Source organism: Myxococcus sp. CA051A (assembly GCF_013336705.1).
GTDB lineage: Bacteria > Myxococcota > Myxococcia > Myxococcales > Myxococcaceae > Myxococcus > Myxococcus llanfairpwllgwyngyllgogerychwyrndrobwllllantysiliogogogochensis.
The window spans coordinates 829,889-852,792 of the sequence record NZ_JABUMS010000003.1; the positions used below are offsets into that span (position 1 = coordinate 829,889).

Below are 22,904 nucleotides of genomic sequence, written 5' to 3' on the forward strand. Positions count from 1 at the left end.
GTGACTTTCGCGCTCGTCCTGCTGGGCTACTTCGCCGGCTCCATTCCCTTCGGTGTCCTGCTGACGCGATGGCTGCGTGGCGTGGACGTGCGCCAGAGCGGCAGCGGCAACATCGGCGCCACCAACGTCACCCGCGTCGCGGGCAAGAAGCTGGGCGCGGTGGTGCTCGTGCTGGACGCGGTGAAGGGCGCGCTGCCCGTCGCGCTCGCGCTGCAGCTCGTGCCGGACCTTCCCACGGTGCACGTGCTGGTGGGCCTGGCCGCGGTGCTGGGCCACGTCTATCCGGTGTGGCTCAAGCTGCACGGCGGCAAGGGCGTGGCCACCGCGCTGGGCGTGCTGCTGGTGCTCGCTCCGCTGGCCGCGCTGGCCGCGGGTGCCGCGTACATCACCTTCTTCGCGGTGTGGCGGGTCAGCTCCCTGGGCTCGCTCGCGGCCGGAGCCACGGCGGTGGGCACGTCGGCCTTCACCGCCCGGGCTCCGGAGTACACCGGCCTCTCAGCTGTCCTCTTCGCCCTCATGCTTTGGACGCACCGGAGCAACATTGGCCGGCTGCTTCGGCGCACGGAGCGGCGCTTCTGAGTTTTCGTCCAAGTGGCTGCTGCCCGCGGCCCGGTAGCCGAGCAACGTGCATTCGATGGGGCCGTTCCACATCTCCCGGCGCGCGGACGGGCGCGAATGGAACGCGCTCTCGAAGGCCGGGTTGCCGGAGAGCACCCAGACGCGCCAGCCGGGCACGCGCAGGGACTCGCCCAGCTTGTAATAGAAGCTCTTCATGCCCTTCTGTCCGCCGGAGCCCGTGAGCCGGTCTCCATAGGGCGGATTGGTGAGCAGCAGGCCACTGGCGGCGGGCAGGTGCGGCAGGTCTGTCGCGTCAGCTTCGGCCAGGATGATTTCCTCTGACAGCCGTGCGGCCTGCACGTTGCGCTGGGCGGCCTCCAGGGCCTCCGGGTCCTTGTCGAAGCCCCAGATGGGGACCTCCACCTTGCGCTCGTTGCGGCGGGCATCCGCGCGCAGGTCCACGAGCAGCTCCTTCGCGCGCGGGCCGATGACGGGCCAGCGCTCCACCGCGAAGTCGCGGTTGAGTCCGGGCGCTCGGCGACGGGCCATCATCCCGCCTTCAATCAGCAGCGTGCCGGAGCCGCACATCGGGTCCACCAGCGCCTCTTCGCCCGTGTAGTGCGCGGCGCGCAGCACGGCGGCGGCCAGCGTCTCCTTGAGCGGCGCGACGGTGGGCCGCACGCGGTAGCCCCGGCGATTCAACGCATCGCCGCACAGGTCCAACGACAGCGACAGCGTCTCGCGCGACAGGTGCGCCACCACGCTCACGTCCGGGTTCTTCGTGTTCACGTCCGGCCGGGTGCCGACCTTGGTGCGCATCCGGTCGACGATGGCGTCCTTCACCTTGAGCGCCACGAAGCCCGAGTGACTGTGCTCGCTGTCCTTCAGCGTGGCATCCACCGCGAACGTCGTGGTGGGCGTCAGGTGCTCCTCCCAGGGGACGCTCGCGGCGGCTTCGTACAGGCCCTCCGCGCCGTGGGCCTCGAAGGTGCCCAGCGGGTAGAGGATGCGCATGGCGATGCGGGACCAGAGGCAGACCCTGAGGGCCTCGTCCAGCGAGGCCATGAAGCGGACTCCACCGCGGTCCTGTCGGATGCGGCGCGCGCCAAGCTCCTTGAGCTCGTCCGCGAGAAGGTCTTCGGTGCCGCGAGCCGTGGTGGCGAAAAGGGCGATGCGTTCAGCCATAAGACACCGCCCTTAGACGACCTGGGACTGCTTGGGAACCCACAAGACGCCTCAGGTGCCCACCACCTCGTAGATGGCGAACGTCGCCCCGTCCTGCTCGGCGCTGGCCTCCTTGGCGCGCCGGAAGTCCTCCGACTGGAAATAGCTCCGCATCGCCTCCTTGTCCCGCCAGCGCGTCACCAGCAGGAGCTCCGGCGAGCGCTCGAAGGACCGCAGCACCTCCAGCCCCAGGAACCCGTCATGGGTGTCCACCCGCCGCGCGCGCTCCTGGAAGCGGGCAATCAGGCGCTCGGCCTCCTCAGGGGCGGGGCGGAAGCGGGAGATGGCGACAATCATGGGCGCTCACCTGGGCTGTCGTGAGGTGGGGGAAACGAAGTGGGGGCGCCCGGACCGCTCCGGACACCCCCACGATGAACAATCGGGGCCGCTTTCCTGGCGGCCCTACATGGCTCCGGCGCCGGGCATGTCGCCCACACCCCGGATGAGTACCTCGCGGGGCTTGGCGCCATCCGCCGCGCCCACCACACCGTCGCGCTCCATGCGCTCAATCATGCGAGCCGCGCGGTTGTAGCCGATGCGCATCTTGCGCTGGAGCATGGAGATGGAGACGGCCCGCATCTCGCTGACCGTCGCGAGCGCCTGGTCGTACAGCTCGTCGGACAGTTCGTCTTCTTCGCCACCAGACTCCACGTCCTCGTCGCGCGGCTTGAGGATGGACTCGTCGAAGACGGGCTTGCCCTGGGCCTTGAGGTGGTCCACCGCCTTCTTGATTTCGTTCTCCGACACGTAGGCGCCGTGCACGCGCTGCAGGTGCGCGCTCGTGGGCGGCATGATGAGCATGTCGCCCATGCCCAGCAGGGCCTCCGCGCCCACCGTGCCCAGAATCGTCATCGAGTCCGGCTTGGAGCGCAGCATGAAGCTGATGCGCGTGGGGAAGTTCGCCTTGATGACGCCGGTGACGACGTCCGTGGACGGACGCTGCGTGGCGACCATCAGGTGGATGCCGGACGCACGCGCCATCTGCGCCAGGCGCGCCACGTAGGTCTCCACCTCGCGGCTGGCCACCATCATCAAATCCGCCAGCTCGTCGATGATGACCACGATGTACGGCAGCTTCTTGAGCTCCTTCTTCTCCGGCTTGTCGCTGGCCGAGACGAAGGGCACGTCCGACTCGTCGTCGGCCTCGGCTTCCACCTCGGGCACTTCGTCCGGCGCGTCGGACCCCTGCGCCTCGTGCAGTTCGTCGTCGTCCCGAGGCACGGCCACGCCCAGTCCGTCCCCGCCCGAGGAGGGCTTGTCGCCGCCCTCCACGTCGAGCACGAGCATCTTCTTGGGCTTCGACTTCTTCTTCGGGGCGGCCTCGGGAGTGCCCGACGCGCCCTTCACCTCGGTGGCGGAGCTCTCCACCAGCTTGTTGTAGCCGGCGATGTTGCGCACGCCCGCCTCGGAGAGCAGCTGGTAGCGGCGCTCCATCTCCTCCACCGCCCAGCGCAGCGCGAGCGCCGCCTTCTTCGGGTCCGTCACGACAGGTAGCAGCAGATGCGGGATGCCCTCGTAGATGGAGAGCTCCAGCATCTTCGGGTCCACCATGATGAAGCGGACCTCCTCCGGTGTGGACTTGAGGAGGATGCTCATGATCATGGAGTTGACGGCCACCGACTTGCCGGAGCCGGTGGTGCCGGCGATGAGCAGGTGGGGCGCCTTGGCCAGGTCGAAGACATACGGCATGCCCTCGATGTCCTTGCCCACGCACATGGTCAGCTTGCTGGCGCTCTTGATGAAGGCGTCCTGCTCGGCGATCTCCTTGAGGTAGACGGTCTCCCGGTCCTTGTTGGGAACCTCGATGCCCACCACGCCCTTGCCGGGGATGGGCGCGACGATGCGCACGCGCATCGCCTCCATGGCCATGGCCAGGTCGTCCGCGAGCGCGGCGATCTTGCTCACCTTGATGCCCGGTCCCGGCAGGAACTCGTACATGGTGACGACGGGGCCGGGACGAATCTCCACCACCTCGCCGACGATGCCGAAGTCGGCCAGCTTCGCGCGCAGCTTCTCCGCCGTGGAGAGGAAGGCGTCCTTGTCCAGCTCGGAGCGCTCCTGCTTGTCGCACTCCAGGACGTCCAGCGGCGGCAGCGTGAAGCTCTTGCGGTCACCCACGAACTCGAACTGGTCCTGGGCCTTCTTCCCGGTGGGCGCGGCCAGCGCCTTGGGAGCGACGATGAGCGGCATGCGCGCCGCCGCCGGGGTGGCGGGCGCGGGAGCCGGGGCAGGGGCCTGCGCGACGGGCTGAGGCGCCGGCGCGGCGATGACGGGGGCCGCGGGCGCGGGCTCGTGGCTCTCCGGCAGCGCGGCGACGGGCGGCGTGCCCGGACCGGTGACGATGTTCGGAGTCTTCCGGCGGCTCCTCGGGGGCTCGACACCCTCGGGGACAATCGGGGTGGAGTGGGGCGCGGGCGCGAGGAACGACGCGGCCCAGGCCGGGTCCGCTCCAGGCGCGGGACGCTTCTCGGCGCGCAGCGCGAGCCTGTTGTCGGCGGGCAGGGCCGGCGAGGACGTGGGCGGCAGCGAGTCCGTCTCGGCGGGGAGCGGCAGTGCCTTGCGCTTCTCCCCCTTCTCACGACCGTCCTTGAGGGCCAGCTTCGCGGCGAGGGCCTGCTCCTTCTCGTTCTGCCGGGCCAGGCGCACGGCCTCCTCGGCCATGGCCTCCGCCTCGGCGGCTTCGGCCTCTTCGGCGGCGCGCTCGGCCTCGGCCAGCTCTTCCTCATCCGCTTCGATTTGCGCGAGGAACGCGGCCTCCTCCAGCTTCTCCTCCGCGGCGCGCTCCTGACGGACCTTGTAGGACGCCTTCTGGGCCTCCCAGAAGACGTTCGCGGACTCGGCGACGCGCCGGCCCAGCACGCTCAGTCCGGCCCACACCAGCGAGCACAGCTTGAAGAACGTGTACTGCGTCCCGACGATGAGGGCGGCGGCGCTGATGGCCGTCACCAGGATGACGGTGCCGACCGTGGAGAACAGTCCCTCCATCACCCCACCCAGGCCGGCGCCCAGCGCGCCACCCGGCGGGTGCGCCCAGCCCTTGTCCCCAGCGAACATGAGCTGCGCCAGGACGGAGATGCTCACGGTCAGCAGCACGAGGCTGATGATTTGAGGACCCCGCTTGCGCTCGCGGCTGCCCACGAAGAGCACCATGGCCGTGTAGAGCCCACCTACGGGGGCCAGGTAGGCGCACACGCCCAGCATCCCTCGCAGCGTCTCCGCGATGAGGTGGCCCATGGGGCCCACCGCGTTGCGGAAGCCCGGTCCGACCCTGTCATGGGCGTCGAACGTGGCGACCGCCAACAGGGACAAGAGCGACGCCGCGAGCAGGAACACGCCGGTGATGGCACGCCCCGCGCTGCCGTCGCCTCCCTCGGCGCCCGCCTTCCGTCGCTTGTCCGCGAGCGCCTTGCGACGCGTCGCGATCTCCTGACGGGAGAGTACCGCCTTTTCCGCCCGACCCTTCTTCGCCGTCATGACCTTCTTCCCTCTGCGCGTCTCAGCCGCGTAGCGGGCTGTAGCAATGCCCGTCGCGAGTGTAGGGAGGGAGGGGGTCTGGTCAATTTTCCGGCAGTCGCTCCAGCCCGGGCGGAAGGTGCCGGACACGGGGCCTACATTTCGGCTGCACCCTCCACCAGAGGGGGTATGGTGCCGCCACGATTTCTTGGAGGAGCATCGCCATGGCAGACACCGACAAGCCGTCCTCGAGCGAGGAAGAGTACTTCGCCCGGGAGGACATCGAAAAGAAGCGCAAGCTGGCGCTCCAGCAGGCCGCGGAGACGGCGGAGAAGCAGCGCGAGGACCTCAAGAAGCTCCACTGGATGAAGTGCCCCAAGTGCGGCATGGACCTCCAGACGCTCAAGCAGGGCAACATCGAGCTGGAGACGTGCTTCAACTGCGGCGGCGTCTTCCTGGACTCCGGTGAGCTGGAGCAGTTGATGGCGCACCACGGCCACGAGGGCAGTGGCAAGGTGATGGGCGCCATCCTGAATCTCTTCAAGCGCAAGTAGTCACTCGCGGTCGGAGGCTTCCACGCATGGCCCTCACGCTCGAGCAGGTGCGACATGTGGCCACGCTGGCGCGGCTGGCGCTGACTCCCGAGGAGGAGCAGCGCCTGTCCACGCAGCTGTCGGCGGTGCTGGACGCGGTGACGCAGTTGCAGTCGTTGGATGTGGAGAACGTGGAGCCCACGTCGCATGCCACGCTGACGGCCTCGCTCCTGCGGGAGGACGTGACGCGGCCTTCGCTGCCTCCCGAGAAGTCGCTGGCCAACGCCCCGGCGAAGTCGGGCACGTCCTTCGCGGTGCCCAAAATCATCGAGTAGTCCGGAGGGGAGCCCCACGTCATGCAGCTCACGGACCTGACGATGCTGGAGCTCGCGGAGAAGCTGGCCGCGGGTCAGGTGTCCTCCGTGGAAGCCACTCGCGCGTGTCTGGAGCGCATCCAGCGGGTGGACCCGAAGATTCGCGCCTTCCTGCGCGTGGACGAGGCCGGTGCCCTGGCCGCCGCCGAGGCCAGTGATGCGCGCCGCAAGGCGGGCACTCCGGCAAGCCCCCTGGACGGCGTGCCCGTGGGACTCAAGGACCTCTTCCTCACCGAGGGGCTGGAGACCACCGCCGGCTCGCGCGTGCTGGAGGGCTTCGTGCCGCCGCTGGACGCGACGGTGGTGCGCCTGTTGCGAGAGGCGGGCCTGCCGCTGTTGGGCAAGCTCAACCTGGATGAGTTCGCGATGGGCTCCTCCAACGAGTCCAGCGCCTACTTCCCCACGCACAATCCCTGGGACGTGACGCGCACGCCGGGAGGCTCCTCGGGAGGCTCGGCGGCGGCGGTGGCCGCGCGCGAGGTGTTCGGCGCGCTGGGTACGGACACGGGTGGCTCCATCCGCCAGCCCGCGGCCTTCACCAACACGGTGGGCCTCAAGCCCACGTATGGGCGTGTGTCGCGCTACGGCGTCATCGCCTATGCCTCGTCGCTGGACCAGCCCGGGCCGATGACGCGCACGGTGTCGGACGCGGCGGCGCTGCTTCAAATCCTGGCGCGGCATGACCCACGGGACTCCACGTCCGCGCCGGTGAAGACGCCGGACTATTCGGCGGAGCTGGAGAAGGGCGTGCGCGGGCTGAAGCTGGGCGTGCCGCGCGAGTACTTCGCCCAGGGCATGGAGGAGGAAGTGGAGGCCTCCGTGCGCGCGGCCCTGCGCGAGTATGAGCGCCTGGGCGCGACGCTGGTGGACGTGTCGCTGCCGCATACGAAGTACGCGCTGGCGACGTACTACCTCATCGCTCCCGCCGAGGCGTCCAGCAACCTGGCCCGCTACGACGGCGTTCGCTACGGCCTCAGGGCCAAGGACGCTCGCGGCCTCAAGGAGCTGTACTCGCTGACGCGCGAGCGGGGCTTCGGGCCGGAGGTGAAGCGCCGCATCATGCTGGGCACCTACGCGCTGTCCGCCGGCTACTACGACGCCTACTACCTGCGCGCGCAGAAGGTCCGCACCCTCATCCGCGAGGACTTCACGCGCGTCTTCCAGGAGGTGGATGCGCTGGTGGCCCCCATCTCCCCGGTGGCGCCGTTCAAGCTGGGCGAGAAGGTGGATGACCCGCTGTCCATGTACCTGATGGATGTCTACACGCTGCCCTGCAACCTGGCGGGCGTGCCGGGCCTGTCGGTGCCCTGCGGCTTCACGAAGGCGGGGCTGCCGGTGGGACTCCAGATTCTGGGACGGGCCTTCGACGAGGCCCTCCTGCTGCGCATCGCTCGGGCCTTCGAGCGCGAGCACGACTTCTTCCGCCGCCTCGCGCCCGTCTAGGGCACGAGGTCCGCATCGGTGACACCGCCATGCCCGTGAGCGATTTCCAGCCCGTCATCGGCCTCGAGGTCCACGCGCAGCTCCTCACGCAGTCGAAGATTTTCTGCGGCTGCTCCACCGCGTTCGGCGCGGAGCCCAACCGCAACACCTGTCCGGTGTGCCTGGGTATGCCCGGCGTGCTGCCCGTGCTCAACGAGCGCGTCGTCGACTTCGCCATCCGCACGGGCCTGGCGCTCGAGTGCCGCGTCAACGCGAAGAGCGTGTGGAGCCGGAAGAACTACTTCTATCCGGACCTGCCCAAGGGCTACCAGATTACGCAGTACGACCTGCCCATCTGCGAGTACGGCAAGCTGCTCATCGACACGCCGCAGGGCGAGAAGCTCATCCGCGTGCGCCGCATCCACATGGAGGAGGACGCGGGCAAGAGCGTGCATGACGCGGGCGGGGGGCAGAGCCTGGTGGACCTCAACCGCGCGGGCGTGCCGCTCTTGGAAATCGTCAGCGAGCCGGACCTGCGCGACGCGGACGAGGCGGTGGAGTACCTCAAGGCGCTGCGCGACGTGCTCGTGTACCTGGGCGTCAACGACGGCAACCTGGACGAGGGCAGCTTCCGATGCGACGCCAACGTGTCGGTGATGCCCAAGGGCTCCGACACCTATGGCCAGCGCTGCGAGCTGAAGAACCTCAACTCGTTCCGCTTCGTGAAGCAGGCCATCGAGTACGAGATTTCGCGGCAGGTGGATGTCATCGAGTCCGGCGGGAAGGTGGACCAGGAGACGCGCCTGTGGGACGTCAACAAGGGCGTCTCTCGCTCCATGCGCAGCAAGGAGGACGCGCACGACTACCGGTACTTCCCGGAGCCGGATCTCCCGCCGCTGCACGTGACGACGGAGGTCATCGAGGCGGTGGGCCACGAACTACCGGAGCTGCCTCGCGCGAAGCTCCAGCGCTTCGTGAGTCAGTACGGCCTGCCCGCGTATGACGCGCGCATCCTCACCGCGGAGCGCCCGCTCGCGGACTTCTTCGAGGCGTGCGCCGAGCGCTACCCCGACGCGAAGAAGCTCTCCAACTGGTTCCTCGGGGAGCTGCTGCGGCTCTTGAAGGAAGAGGGCTCGACGGTGACCTCGGTGCGCTTCACGCCCGTGCAGTTGGCGGAGCTGCTGGGCGCGGTGGACCAGGGCACGGTGTCCGCGAATGCGGGCAAGGACGTGCTGGCGGAGATGTTCCGCACGGGCCGCTCGGCCTCGGACATCATCGCGGAGAAGGGCCTCGCTCAGGTGAGCGACACGGGTGCCATCGAGGCCGTGGTGGACGACATCCTCGCGAAGAACGCGGGCGAGATTGAGAAGTACCGCGCGGGCAAGAAGCAGGTGTTCGGCTTCTTCGTGGGACAGGTGATGCGAGCCATGAAGGGCAAGGGCAACCCCGCGCTCGTCAACGAGCTGCTCAAGAAGAAGCTCGGCGACTGATTACGCGGGACACGCGGGCACGGTGACGTGGAGCACGTCCTCGTCCCGTGGGTGCTCCGAGCGCGCGAGCACCCTTGGCTGTGCCTCGTCCGTGCGCTCGAGGATGAGCGAGGGCGCCTCGAAGTGGTTGTCGAACAGGTCTCCCACGAGCTGGGCCGTCACGGTGTAGCGGACCCGGCGGAAGCTGGAGAGCTGGGAGGCAAGGCCCTCGTCGAACCACTGCTCGCCCCCCGCGCGTGGGTTGTCTCCCGTCGAGTCGAAGGGCCACGGTGAGTCCCACGGCCACGGGTTGGCGGACGGGTGGGCGAGGATGTCCGCACCCACTGCGTCCAGGTACTGCGCGCAGGGGACGAACCAGGGCTCCTTCGTGGTGTGGGGCTTTCGGAAGGCGTCGTAGCCCAACAGCGTTCCCAGTCGGCCGAAGGGTGTGGCGAGCACGGTCAGGTCCTCGGGCCGTCCGGGGCTCAGGTGCAGCACGTCCTCGCGCCCGGGCACCAGGTTCACCTTGCGCGTCACCGCCACGCAGTGGCCCTCGGGGTTGAAGGTATGGCTGGTGTTGTACGTGCGCGCGCCTCGGGGCTCGAAGTCCGGGGTGCCGAATCCTCGCCTGTTGTCCGGGAGCAACGCGCTGCCCGCCACCACCCACAGGCCGAAGTCCCGGGCGATGCCGGAGAACGTCTCGTGCACCACGCGATGCACGCGGGCGGCGAGCGCGGCGTAGAGGCACTCTTCTCGCGTCGGAGGCTGGAGTGTTCTCCAGGCGCGCCACATTGGCCCCCACTCGGCCAGCGCCACTCGCCGCATGGCGCTTCGAGTCGTCGTGTGGCGCCGCACGCGGGGCAGGTGGCCCATCATCCCCAGCGGCGCGCCCACCAGCTCTGGCCACACCGCGAGGGCGGGATGAAGAGGACGGCCAGAGGTGTGGCGCGCCCGCAGGCCATCGATTCGTGCCGCGAGCGCACGGTGCTTCGCGGTGAAGGTCGCGGGGGACGCGTAGTCCTCGAGCGCGATACGGGGCTGGAGGGCGAACAGCTCGACGTGCGTGGGGGAGAGGGCGTCGTCCACGAATGGGCCAGGGCAACCGGTGGGGCGCGAGCTCGCGCCGTCCACCGGGCGGAAGCGTGTGCCTACTTCAAGAGTCCGTTCTCCCGCAGACGCTGTTGCAGGAAGGCGCCCGCGGTGATGGGCGCGTGGCGGGCCGGGTTGTCCGGCGTCTCGGTGCTGGGCAGCGGCTTGAGCACGCAGTCCGAGAACGGATGCACGAAGAAGGGCAGCGAGTAGCGGACGGTGTCCTCGTCCGTGCTCTTCGGATTCACCACCCGGTGCGTGGTGGCGGGGATGACCTCGTTCGTCACGCGGCTGAGCATGTCGCCGGAGTCCACGACAATCTGCCCGCGCAGCGTGTCCACGGGCAGCCACTCGCCGTCGCGCGTGAGCAGCTCCAGGCCGGACGCGGTGCCTTCGCACAGCAGGGTGATGAGGTTGATGTCCTCGTGCTCGGCGGCGCGGACTCCACCCGGGATGAAGCGCTCGCGCAGCGGCGGATAGTGGATGAGCCGCAGCACCGAGTTGCCGTCGGTGGCCATGTCACTGAACGTCGTGCGCGCCACGCCGAAGAACTCCGCCAGGGCCTGGAGCATGACGCCGGCGGCGCCATCCAGCTCGCGGAAGAGCGACAGGGTGTTCTCGCGGAAGGAGGGCACTTCCCCGGGCCACACGTTGGCGCCGTAGTCCTTCAGGTACGGGTGGCCGGCTGGAAGCTCGCGGCCCACGTGCCAGAACTCCTTCAGGTCCCCCACCTTGCGGTCCTTCGCGTGCTCCTTGCCGAAGCCGGTGTAGCCGCGCTGGCCCGCCAGCTCCGGCACCGCGTAGCGCGTCTTCACGTCCTCCGGGAGCTGGAACAGTCGCTCCACGTCCGAGTAGGTGCGGCGGATGAGCGCGTCGTCGATGCCATGGCCGACGATGGAGACGAAGCCGAACTCCCTCAACCCCTCACCGAAGACTTGTACGAAACGAGCGCGCTCGGTGGGTGTGCCGCTTCGGTAGTGGGACAGGTCGAGGAGGGGGATGCGGCGTGAGGTTCCGGACATGGGCTGCGCACTCTAATCGAGCGTGATGGATTGTCGGCATCGACAGCGTCGGCCGGTGGACCGTCTTCATGTACCGCGGCGCTGGCTTGCGTCACACCAGCCGACATCCTCGCGGGCCGCCAGTGGTCAGCTCGGGACGGGAATGTCCAGATTAGCAGGGCAGGCCCGGGGGAGTGGCATGGCCGAGGTGAGCAGCGGTGATGCGTGCGAGGCGTGCGGCCAGCGACATGGGTCGGCGACGTCTTGCTCGACGCTGGTTCGCGCGGAAGGAGAGGGGCCGGCGCCCAGGCCGAGGTGCCCCGTGGCGAGCGAGGAAGCAGACCCCTTGGTGGGCGCTCGTCTGGGCAGCTTCCGACTGGTGCGCCGATTGGGGCGCGGCGGCATGGGGACGGTGTACCTGGGCGAGCACGTGTCCATCGGTAGTCGGGTGGCGGTGAAGGTCCTGCACGAGCACCTGGCCATGTACCCGGAGCTGGTGCAGCGCTTTCACGCGGAGGCTCGGGCCGTCAATGTCATCGGCCACGAGAACATCGTCAGTATCTTCGACCTGAACGCGGGGCCGCCCCGGCCGTACCTCATCATGGAGTACCTGGACGGCGCGCCGCTGTCGGCCTGGGTGGGCACGCCGCTGCCCGCACCGGCGGTGGTGTCGGTGCTCTCGCAGGTGTGCGACGCGCTCCAGGCCGCGCACTTGAGTGGAATCGTCCACCGCGACCTCAAGCCGGACAACATCTTCCTGGTGCGGCGCGGGCGGGGCACGCCCTTCGTGAAGGTGCTCGACTTCGGCATCGCGAAGCTGGCGGATGCGAACATGCCGCAGACCCACGCCGGCATCATCGTGGGCACGCCCGAGTACATGGCCCCGGAGCAGTCACTCAGTCGTCGCGTGGACGGGCGCGCGGACCTGTATGCGTTGGGCGTCATCGCCTATCAGCTGGTCACCGGGCGCCTGCCCTTCGAGGACGAGGGGCTGACGGCGCAGCTCGTGGCCCATCAGATGCGAGCGCCGCCGCCGCCTCGCTCGGTGCATGCGGCGGTCCCCGTGGCGTTGGAGCGGGTCATCCTGCGCACCCTGGCCAAGGCGCCCGAGGAGCGGTACACGACGGCCGCCATCCTGCGCGCGGCCCTGGAGGGAGCACTGGCGGAAGAGGCGCGTGCGCGCACGAAGCCGGCGCGTCCTCCCGGGACTCCGCCAGCGCCCGTCAGGACGGTTCCTCCCGCTATCTCACCGGAAATCGTCGTGATGGAGGACGCCATGGCGCCCTGGTCGCCGGCGCCTCGGCCCGTGTCTCCAGGGTGGGCCTCGTCGCCTCCGCGGAGTGCGCCGGTAGCGCCTCCACGTCTGGCTCCTCCGGTGCCTGTCGCGAGTCGTGAGGGGGCCGCGCGCGCGGGCATGCCCGTCGGCGCGGGGACACCGCCTTCGCCAGTGGCCGTCGCGAGTCGTGAGGGGGCCGCGCGCGCGGGCATGCCGTTCGGCGCGGGGACACCGCCTTCGCCAGCGGCCATCGCGAGTCGTGAGGTTGGTCCCCGCACGGGCATGCCCGTCGGCACGGGGACACCGCCTGCGCCAGTGGCCATCGCGAGCCGAGAGGGCGCTCCGCGCGTGGTCATTCCCGTCGGCCTGGGGACGCCGCCTGCGCCAGTGGCCATCGCGAGCCGAGAGGGAGCTCCGCGCGTGGGCGACCCTGTCGGCATGGGGGCACCGTCCGCGCAGGCTCTCGTGCCGATGTCCGTCGCGAGTCGTGGCGGTGTTCCGAGCGTGGGCGCAGCCCTCGGGAGTGGGACTCCTTCATCGAGGGCACGCACGGTGGAGCTGCCGGTGCGCGTGGTGTTGCGGCCCGGGGAGACGCCGGTGTGGCTGACGGGCTCGGACCTGTCGCGCGGAGGGCTGTTCCTGCGCAGCGAGGGGGTGCTGCCACCCATCTTCGCGCGGCTGCCCATGGTGCTGGAGCTGGACTCCGGGCCGCAGTCCGTCGTCTGCGAGGTGGTGCGCCACGTTCCGGAGGAACAGGCTCGCGTCTGGGGCATGGCCACGGGCTTCGGCGTCCAGTTCGTCGAAGCCACGCTGGCGCTCAAGGCCTCCGTGGACGCGCTCCTGCGAGCAGGTCCCAACCGCCGTCCACCTCCTCCACTCGTGCCCATGGCGGACGACGCGGAAGCCGCGCACGTGCTGGAGTCGTACCGGACGCGGCTCGCGGGGGACCACTACGCGGTGCTGGCCGTGCCCCCTGACCTGGAAATGGGCGCCCTGCGCACCCGCACACGCGAGGCCCGTGGCTCCCTGGAGTCGCTGCGCCAGCGGCCTTTGTCACCCTCGCAGTGCCTGCTGCTCGACTCGGTGCTGGGCCGGCTGCATGAGGCCGGAGACGTCCTGGGCACGGTGACTCAGAGGGCGCTGTATGACGCCTGGCGGGGCAATCACCGAGGTGTCGCCCGATGTCTGGAGGCGGGGCTCACGTCGGAGCAGCTCGATTCCCTCCGGCGGGAGTTCCTCGCGCGCAGGCCCCAGTCCGCGGGGATGGCGCGTGTGCACTATCTCTCCGGCTCCGCGCTGGAGCGTGAAGGGCAACTGTCGCGTGCCCTGGAGACCTACGAGCGGGGGCTGGCGCTGGACCCGCTCGAGTCGAGCCTCCACCACCGTTACCGCACCGTCCGCCGGGCGCTGGATGCTCGCGGCGCCTCGGAGCGCACCAACGACAGGACCCGACCTTCCTGACGGAAGACCGGGCCCGGTGAAGCGCGAGGAGCGGGCGACTACCCGCCAGCGGCGGCGGCGCAGGTGGCGCTGATGCCCTCGGTGCGGTCGAAACAGTCGCTGAACTGGTCAATCCACTCCACTTCGCTGCCCACCCTGCAGTCCGGCAGATCCTGGATGCAGTCGGCCAGGTCGCTCAGCCGGTCCTTGTCGCTGTCCGAGCAGGCATCCAGCGCGTCCTCGCAGACGCCCTTGTCGAAGGTGTCCTCCTCCTCACCCCCCGTATCCGTGCCGCAGGCCGACACCTTCTCCTCCAGGGCCTTGTTCGCGTCCTCCAGGTCATCGCAGGCGTTTCCGCCGCAGCCGGCGCCGAACAAAAGGGTGACGGCGGCCATCAGGCCGAACATGAATTTCTTCATTGTGGAATTCCCCCCCGGGGGACAGTCAGATTGGTTGGACGGTGATCGGCCGGGCTTGCTCTGGCCGGACCATCAGGTAGGGTCGCCCTTTCCCAGGGGCAATCTGGACTGCCGGACGAGATGATCCAGCAACCGTCTTGACTCCCCAGGGCATCTCCCGTAAATCCGGCCGTCCTTTGCGCCACAGGGCGGTCCGTCCGTCCGAAATGCGCGGCCGATTCCACGGGTTGACCCAACCCGAAGCTGACAGGGGTTAGACGATGTACGCAGTGATTCGCACGGGCGGAAAGCAGTACCGCGTCGCCGAGGGCGATGTCCTCCGGATCGAGAAGATTACCGGCGACATCGGGGCCGAGGTGTCCTTTACCGATGTCCTGCTGCTGGGCGGCACGGATAGCCCCAAGGTGGGCCGTCCCACGGTCTCCGGCGCTCGCGTCGTGGGCAAGGTGCTCGCGCAGGACAAGCACCGCCGCGTCCTCCACTTCCGCAAGGAGAAGGAGGGCTGGACCCGTCGCCGTGGCCATCGCCAGCCGTATACCGAGGTGAAGGTCACCTCCATCTCCGGCTAGTCCGGACGGTTTCACCTCAACTTCAGGAGCAAGGTGTCATGGCCCATAAAAAGGGACAGGGTTCTTCGCGAAACGGTCGCGATTCCAACCCGCAGTACCGCGGCGTGAAGGTGTACGGCGGCCAGGAAGTCTCGGCTGGCAGCATCCTGGTTCGCCAGGTCGGCACGGTCATCCACGCGGGGTCGAACGTGAAGCTCGGCCGCGACTTCACCCTCTATTCGGTGGTGGACGGCATCGTGAAGTACGAGCGCCTGGGCCGCGACCGCAAGAAGGTCTCGGTCTATCCGGCCGCCGAGCAGGCCAGCGCCTGACGGTAACCCGGCCTCACAGGGCCGGTCGCCGCGAGGCATCCACGAGCGGGTCGCTTCTCCAGTCCACGCGCCCTTTCAGGCGCCCAGGACGCGAGGCGGCCCGCTCTGCGTTTTTCAGGAGACGCTTTCATGAAGTTCGTCGATGAGGTCCGCATCTTCGTGAAGGCGGGCGATGGCGGTAACGGCTCCGTGTCCTTCCGGCGTGAGAAGTTCATCGAGCGCGGTGGACCCAATGGTGGAGACGGTGGCAACGGTGGCTCCGTCATCTTCGTGGGAGACCCGCAGCTCACCACGCTGCTGGACTACCGCTATCAGCAGCACCACCGCGCCAAGAATGGCGAGCACGGCATGGGCAGCGACTGCAACGGTCGCGCGGCCGACGACATGATCCTCCGCGTGCCGGTGGGCACGCTGGTGAAGGACCACCACACCGAAGAGCTGCTGGTGGACCTGAGCGAGCCGGGCCAGCGCTGGGTGGCGGCCAAGGGCGGGCGGGGCGGGTTGGGCAACATGAACTTCGCGACCTCGACGCGGCAGACGCCGCGCTTCGCCCAGGACGGGACGAAGGGCGAGGAAGTCACGCTGCGGCTGGAGCTGAAGCTGCTGGCGGACGTGGGCCTGCTGGGCTTCCCCAACGCGGGCAAGAGCACGTTCATCTCGCGGGTGAGCCGCGCCCGGCCGAAGATCGCCGACTACCCGTTCACCACGCTGGTCCCCAACCTGGGCATGGTCCAGTACAAGAACGACCTGTCGTTCGTGATGGCGGACATCCCCGGCATCATCGAGGGCGCCAGCGAGGGCGTGGGCCTGGGGCACCAGTTCCTGCGCCACGTCGAGCGGTGCAAGGTGTTGATCCACCTCATCGACATGGGCGCGGAGGGTGAGGGCCGCGAGCCGCTGCACGACTTCGACGTGCTCAACCGTGAGCTGGCGAAGTACAGCGCGGAGCTGGCGAGCCGGCCGCAGGTGGTCGCCGCCAACAAGCTGGACCTGCCGGATGCGCAGGCGCGTCTGGAGGCGTTCCGCGAGGCGCTGCGCGAGCGCGGCATCCGCGTGTACCCGGTGTCCTGCGCCACGGGCGAGGGCATGCCGGCGCTGATGGACTCGGTGGCGGAGGTGCTGTTCACCGGTCGCACCGAAAAGCTGCATGTCGAGGCTCCGCCCCGAGCGAAGGGCGCGAGCAGCAAGTCCGTGGCCAAGGCCGCGATTGCCAAGGTGCGCGAGACCCTCTCCAAGGGTACCGCCGCCGTGGTGAAGGCGACCGCCGCGAAGCTGGGGCGGGCGAAGAGCGCTGCTGTGAAGAGTGCTCCCACGAAGCAAGGCAGTGCGAAGGGAGCTCATGTGAAGACGACTCTGGTGAAGCAGGCCGCGGTGGCGAAGGCGGCGACGAAGGCTTCGGCGAAGAAGAGCGCTGGGGCGAAGAAGGCGGCGGCGACGAAGGCCCCCGCGAAGAAGGCCGCTGCCGCGAAGAAGGCTCCGGCGAAGAAGGCCGCTGTCGCGAAGAAGTCCGCGGCGAAGAAGGCTCCGGCGAAGAAGGCCGCTGCCGCGAAGAAGTCGACGACGAAGGCCGTGGCGAAGAAGGGCACCTCGGCGAAGAGGGCCTCTGCCGCGAAGAAGCCCGCGTCGCGCAAGTCAGGCGGAAGGGGCTGAGACGATGGCTGGCGGCGGTCCTCGGTACGAGCGCTTCGAGAAGGACAAGTTGGAGCCGGAGCAGTTCCTGCTCGATGTGCGCAAGGAGAAGATCGACCGCGTCGTCAGCCAGCGTACGCGCAACTTCACGGTCGTCCTGGACCGGCTGGAGGACAGCTTCAACATGGCCGCGGTGCTACGCACCTGCGAGTCCATGGGGGTCCAGGAAGTCCACGTCGTCATCAACCCGGAGGCACCCTTCCTGCCGAACTCGAGGGTGGCTCAGGGCTGCGACAAGTGGCTGGACGTGAAGCTCTACAAGTCCTTCGGCGAGTGTCGCGAACACCTGAAGTCGCGGGGCTTCCAGTTGTACGCCGCCGCCATCCGTGACGGTGCCACCAGCCTGTATTCGCTGCGCTTCGACGGGAAGGTGGCCATCGTCCTCGGCAACGAGCGCTACGGGGTGAGCGACGACGTGCTCAACGCCGTGGACGGGACGTTCTGGATTCCGATGCGGGGCTTCAGCCAGAGCCTCAACATCTCCGCCGCTGCCTCGGCGTGTGTCAGCCGGGCGATTGCCTGGCGGGATGAGCACCTGGCGGGGGGCTCTGGAGACCTGTCGCCGGACGAGGCGCAGGAACTCCGTGAGCGCTTCTACGTGCTGGCCATCAAACAGAGGAAGCGGATCTTCAAGAAGCAGCCATGAATGCCGGCCCCCCGGGGCGCGTCGGTATGGGGTAGATGGACGCCGTGGGCCTACCCGGCCCCCTGGAGACGCACGCCATGTTCCTGGAAACCCTGCTCGCCACGCTCCTGTCCGCGCAAGCGGTGCCCCAGACCTCCTCCTCGCAGGCCGTCCCCACGCAGCCCGTCCTGGTGGCCCAGGGCGCGCCGGCGGGCGCTGGAAAGCCCACGGTGCCGCCTCCCACGGGCGGCGCGGCCAAGGCTCCCGCAGCCCAGCAGGGCGTGAATCCGGTGACGCCCGCCGCGAAGCCGCCCGCCACCGAATCAGGCAAGCCGGCCACGACGCCCCCTCAGAGCGCGCCGGACACGAAGCCCGCCGTGAAGGCCGCTGCGCCGATGACGCCCGAGGTGAAGTCCCTGGTGGACCGGATGCAGGCCTTCTACGAGAAGACCGGCGACTTCAAGGCGGGCTTCCGGCAGGACTACAAGTACAAGACCTTCAAGCGCACGCAGACGTCCGAGGGCGTCGTGTCCTACAAGAAGCCCGGGCTGATGCGGTGGGAGTACCAGAAGCCCTCCGTGCGCACCTTCGTGCTCGCCGGCAACAAGATCTACGCGTACGACCCGACGGCCCAGTCGCTCACGGTGGCCAACGTGGACACGAGCCAGCTCTCCGCCTCGGTGACGTTCCTTTTCGGACAGGGGAAGCTCGCGGACGAGTTCGCCATCAGCAAGGGGGCCTGCAAGGACTGCAAGGGCACGCTGCTGGTGTTGGATCCGCTGAAGGTGGAGCCCCGCTTCAAGCAGGTCCGGCTGGAGGTGGACCCCGCGTCGGCGCAGGTGCTGAAGAGCACCGTGGTGGATCCGGACGGCAGCGAGAACACCATCTCCTTCCTGGACCTGAAGACGAACGTGGGCATCTCCGCGGACAGCTTCAAGATGGACGTGCCGGACGACACTCGCGTGGATGACTTCACCAAGCAGAAGAAGCAGTAACCTGCGCGCCGTGCGCGGCGCGTTCCTGCTCTGGGTGGGTTTGAGTGTGGTGGGGGCTGGGTGTCACCGGGAGGTGGCGTCCGGCCCTTCACGTTCCGAGGGACTGACGGGGCGGACGCTGCCGCTGCTGGCGTCGCCAGCGCTGCGCCTCACCGTCGCGGGGAGGCTCGGGACTCGTGTCGTCCCGGTGGTGCTGGACGTGGCGAGGCCCTTGTCGATGGTCTCCCAGGAGTGCTTCGACGGAGGTCCTCCCGCGCCCGATGGCACCGTGCGCGCACCTGAAATCGCGGGAGGCTTCAGGGCCTGGCCGGTGGTGCCGCTGCCCGTGCTCACCGTGGGAGGGGCTTCGGTGCCGCTGCGCACCGCGGGGCTGTCGGGTGAGAAGCCCTGCTCGTTGACGCTGGGTTCGGACGTGCTGGAGCCCTATGCGCTCACGGTGGATCCGTTGCGGCGAGAGGTGACCTTCACCGCGTCGCGTCCGCGTGAGGCGCAACCGGCGGCGGAGGTGGCTTCGGATGCCGCGCGGGAAGTGCACCGCGTGGAGCTCAGTCGCGAGCCGGTGGGCGACTGGCCCCTCCTGGCGGTGCGGGTGTCTCAGGGGGAGGCGGAACTCACCGGACCCTTCGTGCTCACCACGCGCGAGCCCTTCTCGCGCATCGCGGTGGGGCCCGCCGAGGCGCAGGGGCTGCAGCCCTTGGAGACGGTCGCGCATCTGCCGCCGCGCACCTTCGCGGTGGATTCGGTGGACGTGGCGGAGGGCGTGGGCGCGCGGCCGCTCGTGGTGGAGGCAGCGGGACGATGGGACTCGCCGAGCAGCCTGGGACGGCTGGGGCCTGACGTGTGGGGGCGCTTCACCGCGACGCTGGATGCGAAGGGCGGGGTGCTGGTGCTGCGGCGTCCACGAGTCCGAGCAGTGGACGAGACTGAAGTGGGTTCGGTGTCATCACCACGGGCGGGGAGGGCGGAGGGACCCGATGCGTCCGCGACTTCACCACGGTCCACGACGACGGAAGGCGCAGGAGGGATGGGGGCGAGCGCATCCTCGACGCCGTCCGCGGGGACAGTCGGTGCCGCACCAGTGCCTTCAGGGGGCACTGCCTCGTCTCCGTCACGCTCCACGACATCCCCTGCTGCGACAACTGGCACTGCACCAAGGGCTTCGGGCACCGCTTCACCTTCGCCCGAGTCACCAGCACGGCCCACGGCGTCGGCGGCCCCCACGGCGCAGGCTCCTGGTGACACCTCGCCCTCAACATCGTCGGAGCCGGCACGTCCGGCGACTCCGAGCCCTGTCGCCAGGCGACAGCAGTGCACCGATGCGCACGGCGTCTTCAGCGAAGAGGCCTGCTACGGCCTGCACGTGCGCAAGGAACCCGAGGGCGGCATCTCCGTGGTGGGCGCGGTGTTCCGCGACCTGCCCGAAGGCGGACGCCTCCATTTGGAGCCAGTGGGCGCGGATGGCCAGCGGTTGGAGTCCGGGTGCGGAATCGGCCTGAACTTCCCGGCCACCAGTCGCGGTTTGACGACTCAGCACCGCCTGCCGTGGCCGTCGCTCGCACATGCCCTGCCCGTGTGCCACGCGGCGCTCGTTCAGGCGCGAGGCTTCAACCTGGCGCTCTTCGAGGAGGGCAGTCAGCCTGAGTGCCCCACGGCGTGCGCCTTCGTCACCGAGACGTCCTCGCGCCGCACGGTGTGCGAGTGCCAGCCCACGCCCCTGGGAGAAGGGGTCGCCGCGCCATCCCGCAAGGCACCGTCTCGCGAACCACCGCGCGAGGAGCGCGAGCTGGAGCCGGAAGATCCACGGTAGCTCCAGCGCTCCGCACCCAGCGGTTCAACACTCCGCTGGATACCTCCGACGAACTCCCGGGCCACTTCGCGATTCACGCGGCGGCGGCCCGGGAAGAACCACCTACTCCAGCCGGGTCACAGGCCGGGGAGCAGGCACCAGCTTCACCGGCGCCGGGTGCGCGTCGCGAGCGGTGTGCTGCCGCTGCTTCGGGTCCGGGCGCTCCACCACGCGAGCCACCAGGTCGTAGTCGTGCGCTTCCGTCACCTCCACGGTGACCAGCTCACCCGGGTACGCCAGGCCGTCGTTGATGTAGACGAGCCCGTCGATGTCCGGCGCCTGACCCTGGTGCCGACCCACGAGCAGGTGCTCCGTCTCCGGCGCGGGACCTTCCACCAGCACCTCCAGCCGCTTGCCGACGAGCTTCTTGTTCTGCTCGCGGTTGATGCGCTTCTGGATGGCCATCACCTCGCGCCACCGGCGCTCGATGGTCTTCTGCGGCACCTTGTCCGGCAGGTCGAACGCCGCCGTGCCTTCCTCGTCGGAGTACTGGAAGACGCCCAGGCGCTCGAAGCGCTGCGTCTTCACGAACTCCTTCAACATCTCGAAGTCCTCTTCCGTCTCGCCCGGAAGACCGACGATGAGCGAGGTGCGCATCACCAGCCCCGGCACGCGCTCGCGCAGCTTCGTCAAGAGGCCCTTGAGGAACTCCGAGTTGCGGCCACGCTTCATCGACAGGAGCAGCTTGTCGCTGACGTGCTGCACCGGCATGTCCAGGTAGCGGGCAATCTTCGGCTCCGACGCCATCACGTCGATGAGCTCGTCCGGGAACACGCGCGGATAGGCGTAGTGCAGCCGAATCCACTTCACGTCCACCTGCACCAGCGCCTTGAGCAGGTCATGCAGCTTCGGCCGGCCCGGCAGGTCATGCCCGTACGCCGTCAGGTCCTGCGCGACGAGGTTCAGCTCCTGCACGCCGCTGTCCGCCAGTCGCCGGGCCTCGATCATGATGTCGTCGATGGGCCGCGAGCGCTGTCCACCGCGCAGCGTGGGGATGATGCAGAACGCGCAGGCGTTGTCGCAGCCCTCGGACACCTTGAGGTACGCGGTGTACTTCGGCATCGAGTTGATGCGCGGCGTGTTCGCGTCGTGGATGTAGTCGGGGTCCGGAATCACCTGACGCGGAGAAGCCTCGGCCGCCAGCAGGTCGCCAATCTGGGCGTAGGCGCTGGTGCCCAGGAAGTGGTCCACCTCCGGCATCTCCTTCGCCAGCTCCTCGCCGTAGCGCTGGGACAGACACCCCGTCACCACCAGGGTGCTGCAGCTGCCCGACTTCTTCAGCTCGGCCATCTCCAGGATGGAGTCCACCGACTCCTGCTTGGCGGGACCGATGAAGGCACAGGTGTTGACGACGATGACCTGGGCCTCGGACGCTTCCTGCACCAGCGTGTATCCGCGGTGCTTCAACGTGCCGAGCATCACCTCGGAGTCCACCCGGTTCTTCGGGCAGCCGAGGGTCATCATGTACAGGTTCTTGGTTGGTTCCACCGCGTCTACCTATTTCCAAGCTCGGTTCGCGTGAAGTGGTCACCACTCCAGGCAAAGTTCATGGTCGCGCCGTTCGAGTAACGGATGGTCAACCCGTCCTCTTCATCCAGCTCCACCGAGGAGGCTCGCCCCAGGGCGCACGTAGCAGCCGGCCACTCGAGCACCCGAGCCGCCGTCTTCCCCGTCACGATGTAAAACCCCAGTCGAAGCTCCTTTTCGGCGTCACATTGACCCGCGACGGCATAGGGATTCTTCCCGGAGAGCACCGTAACGACCGGTCGCCCGTCCGGCAGGCTCAACGTGTCGGGCACATTCACGTTCACCGACGCGGCCTTCAGCGGATCCGTCACCACCAGCTCGCGCAGCGTCTCCGGCGTCAGCTCCTCGTCGCCCTGCGCCCAGGCCGGATAGCTGAGCAGGTCCCAGCCCAGCCAGCCCGTGGCCGCGGGCTCCAGCGCGGTGACGTGCTCCGGCGGCTTGAGCTTGAGCGCCTTGCGCGGCTCGTCCGGCAGCCTCAGCGCGTCGCCGACCATGGTGCCGCTCTGGCAGTTGGAGACAGGCACCGCCTTGGTGCCCGCGCCGTCCTGGTCCTCGTAGGTGATGCACAGGTCCATCACCATCGGGTCCCGAGCGGAGAAGCGCGGCAGCGCGCGCATCGGCACCGCGGCCACCAGCGACAGCGTGTTGCCCCGACGCTCCACCGCGCCATTCACCTTCTGCTGAGCGAACTCCGGCGTGCCGCTGTCCGCACCCGACGCGCGCTTGCCGTCGAAGCCGAAGCGCCACGTGTAGCCCGTCGTCAGCGGCCCGGTGTCCGGGAAGTAGATGGACAACGTGAGCACATCGCCCGCGAGGAGCTGATCATCCTTGGCGTCCACGCCCACGTAGAGCGTGTCCTTGCGGAAGCCCACCTTGGCGGTGAAGGACGCGCTGGCGCCTTCGGTGTCCAGGGACTTGAGCGCCAGCGGCGAGGTGAAGCCCTTGAGGCCTCCCTGGAAGCGCGGCGGCTTGGTCATGTTGGGCACCGGCCGTGACGGACGGGGCGCTTCTTCCTGGGCGGAGGCGATGGCCGGAACGCAGAGCATCCAGCAGAGGGACAGGGCAGCAGCGGCTCGCATGGGCT

Annotated in this window: 20 protein-coding genes; 12 read left to right on the forward strand and 8 right to left on the reverse strand. The window is 68.9% G+C overall.

Going from position 1 to position 22,904, the window contains the following annotated elements; translation table 11 throughout:
- Positions 1-579, forward strand: a complete 579-nt coding sequence (gene plsY, locus HUA74_RS13305; RefSeq protein ID WP_141646517.1) for a glycerol-3-phosphate 1-O-acyltransferase PlsY — start codon at positions 1-3, stop codon at positions 577-579.
- Here plsY and HUA74_RS13310 read toward each other — a convergent pair.
- From HUA74_RS13310 to HUA74_RS13320, 3 genes are all read right to left on the reverse strand, one after another.
- Positions 496-1,743, reverse strand: a complete 1,248-nt coding sequence (locus HUA74_RS13310; protein ID WP_174454818.1) for a class I SAM-dependent RNA methyltransferase — start codon at positions 1,741-1,743, stop codon at positions 496-498. The genes plsY and HUA74_RS13310 overlap by 84 nt on opposite strands.
- Before the next feature lie 51 nt (positions 1,744-1,794).
- Complete coding sequence (locus HUA74_RS13315; protein ID WP_141646515.1) at positions 1,795-2,079, reverse strand: antibiotic biosynthesis monooxygenase; 285 nt, start codon at positions 2,077-2,079, stop codon at positions 1,795-1,797.
- A gap of 105 nt (positions 2,080-2,184) precedes the next feature.
- Positions 2,185-5,256 (reverse strand): DNA translocase FtsK 4TM domain-containing protein, encoded by a 3,072-nt coding sequence (locus HUA74_RS13320; RefSeq protein WP_174454819.1) that lies wholly within the window; start codon positions 5,254-5,256, stop codon positions 2,185-2,187.
- A 203-nt stretch (positions 5,257-5,459) separates the two neighbouring features.
- On the opposite strand from HUA74_RS13320, the gene HUA74_RS13325 reads away from it, so the two are divergent.
- The 4 genes from HUA74_RS13325 to gatB are packed head-to-tail and all read left to right on the forward strand — an operon-like array spanning position 5,460 to position 9,054.
- Positions 5,460-5,789 (forward strand): zf-TFIIB domain-containing protein, encoded by a 330-nt coding sequence (locus tag HUA74_RS13325; protein ID WP_141646513.1) that lies wholly within the window; start codon positions 5,460-5,462, stop codon positions 5,787-5,789.
- Between the two features lie 26 nt (positions 5,790-5,815).
- Positions 5,816-6,103: an Asp-tRNA(Asn)/Glu-tRNA(Gln) amidotransferase subunit GatC gene (gene gatC / locus HUA74_RS13330; protein ID WP_141646512.1), complete on the forward strand. Its 288-nt coding sequence runs from the start codon at positions 5,816-5,818 to the stop codon at positions 6,101-6,103.
- 21 nt (positions 6,104-6,124) lie between these two features.
- On the forward strand, positions 6,125-7,585 hold the full coding sequence (gene gatA / locus HUA74_RS13335) for an Asp-tRNA(Asn)/Glu-tRNA(Gln) amidotransferase subunit GatA (protein WP_174454820.1): 1,461 nt from the start codon (positions 6,125-6,127) through the stop codon (positions 7,583-7,585).
- A gap of 29 nt (positions 7,586-7,614) precedes the next feature.
- Entirely contained in the window at positions 7,615-9,054 is a 1,440-nt protein-coding gene (gene gatB, locus HUA74_RS13340; RefSeq protein ID WP_174454821.1) for an Asp-tRNA(Asn)/Glu-tRNA(Gln) amidotransferase subunit GatB, read from the forward strand.
- Here the strand turns inward: gatB and HUA74_RS13345 are convergent, their stop codons facing one another.
- Positions 9,055-10,119: a carbon-nitrogen hydrolase family protein gene (locus tag HUA74_RS13345; protein WP_174454822.1), complete on the reverse strand. Its 1,065-nt coding sequence runs from the start codon at positions 10,117-10,119 to the stop codon at positions 9,055-9,057. It lies immediately after the preceding gene.
- A gap of 62 nt (positions 10,120-10,181) precedes the next feature.
- Positions 10,182-11,144: an isopenicillin N synthase family oxygenase gene (locus HUA74_RS13350; protein ID WP_174454823.1), complete on the reverse strand. Its 963-nt coding sequence runs from the start codon at positions 11,142-11,144 to the stop codon at positions 10,182-10,184.
- Between the two features lie 178 nt (positions 11,145-11,322).
- Here HUA74_RS13350 and HUA74_RS45565 point away from each other — a divergent pair, with 178 nt between their 5' ends.
- Entirely contained in the window at positions 11,323-13,860 is a 2,538-nt protein-coding gene (locus HUA74_RS45565) for a protein kinase (protein ID WP_254625035.1), read from the forward strand.
- A 38-nt stretch (positions 13,861-13,898) separates the two neighbouring features.
- On the opposite strand, the gene HUA74_RS13365 is transcribed toward HUA74_RS45565, so the two are convergent.
- Complete coding sequence (locus HUA74_RS13365) at positions 13,899-14,258, reverse strand: hypothetical protein (protein WP_141646507.1); 360 nt, start codon at positions 14,256-14,258, stop codon at positions 13,899-13,901.
- 260 nt (positions 14,259-14,518) lie between these two features.
- Here HUA74_RS13365 and rplU point away from each other — a divergent pair, with 260 nt between their 5' ends.
- From rplU to HUA74_RS45570, 6 genes are all read left to right on the forward strand, one after another.
- Positions 14,519-14,827, forward strand: coding sequence for a 50S ribosomal protein L21 (rplU, locus tag HUA74_RS13370; RefSeq protein WP_141646506.1), 309 nt, complete (start codon positions 14,519-14,521; stop codon positions 14,825-14,827).
- 38 nt (positions 14,828-14,865) lie between these two features.
- A complete protein-coding gene (gene rpmA, locus HUA74_RS13375; RefSeq protein ID WP_141646505.1) occupies positions 14,866-15,138 on the forward strand; it encodes a 50S ribosomal protein L27 in 273 nt (90 codons plus the stop codon).
- A gap of 129 nt (positions 15,139-15,267) precedes the next feature.
- Entirely contained in the window at positions 15,268-16,788 is a 1,521-nt protein-coding gene (gene obgE / locus HUA74_RS13380; protein WP_174454824.1) for a GTPase ObgE, read from the forward strand.
- 4 nt (positions 16,789-16,792) lie between these two features.
- Positions 16,793-17,473 carry an RNA methyltransferase gene (locus HUA74_RS13385; protein ID WP_141646006.1) on the forward strand — a complete coding sequence of 227 codons (681 nt, stop codon included), beginning with the start codon at positions 16,793-16,795 and terminating at the stop codon, positions 17,471-17,473.
- Between the two features lie 77 nt (positions 17,474-17,550).
- Positions 17,551-18,447 carry an outer-membrane lipoprotein carrier protein LolA gene (locus HUA74_RS13390; RefSeq protein WP_371817232.1) on the forward strand — a complete coding sequence of 299 codons (897 nt, stop codon included), beginning with the start codon at positions 17,551-17,553 and terminating at the stop codon, positions 18,445-18,447.
- A gap of 10 nt (positions 18,448-18,457) precedes the next feature.
- Entirely contained in the window at positions 18,458-20,254 is a 1,797-nt protein-coding gene (locus tag HUA74_RS45570; protein WP_371817233.1) for a hypothetical protein, read from the forward strand.
- Positions 20,255-20,356: 102 nt separating this feature from the next.
- On the opposite strand, the gene rimO is transcribed toward HUA74_RS45570, so the two are convergent.
- Positions 20,357-21,754, reverse strand: coding sequence for a 30S ribosomal protein S12 methylthiotransferase RimO (gene rimO / locus HUA74_RS13405; RefSeq protein WP_217440474.1), 1,398 nt, complete (start codon positions 21,752-21,754; stop codon positions 20,357-20,359).
- A gap of 32 nt (positions 21,755-21,786) precedes the next feature.
- Positions 21,787-22,899, reverse strand: a complete 1,113-nt coding sequence (locus HUA74_RS13410; protein ID WP_141646008.1) for a hypothetical protein — start codon at positions 22,897-22,899, stop codon at positions 21,787-21,789.
- Positions 22,900-22,904: the final 5 nt, after the last annotated feature.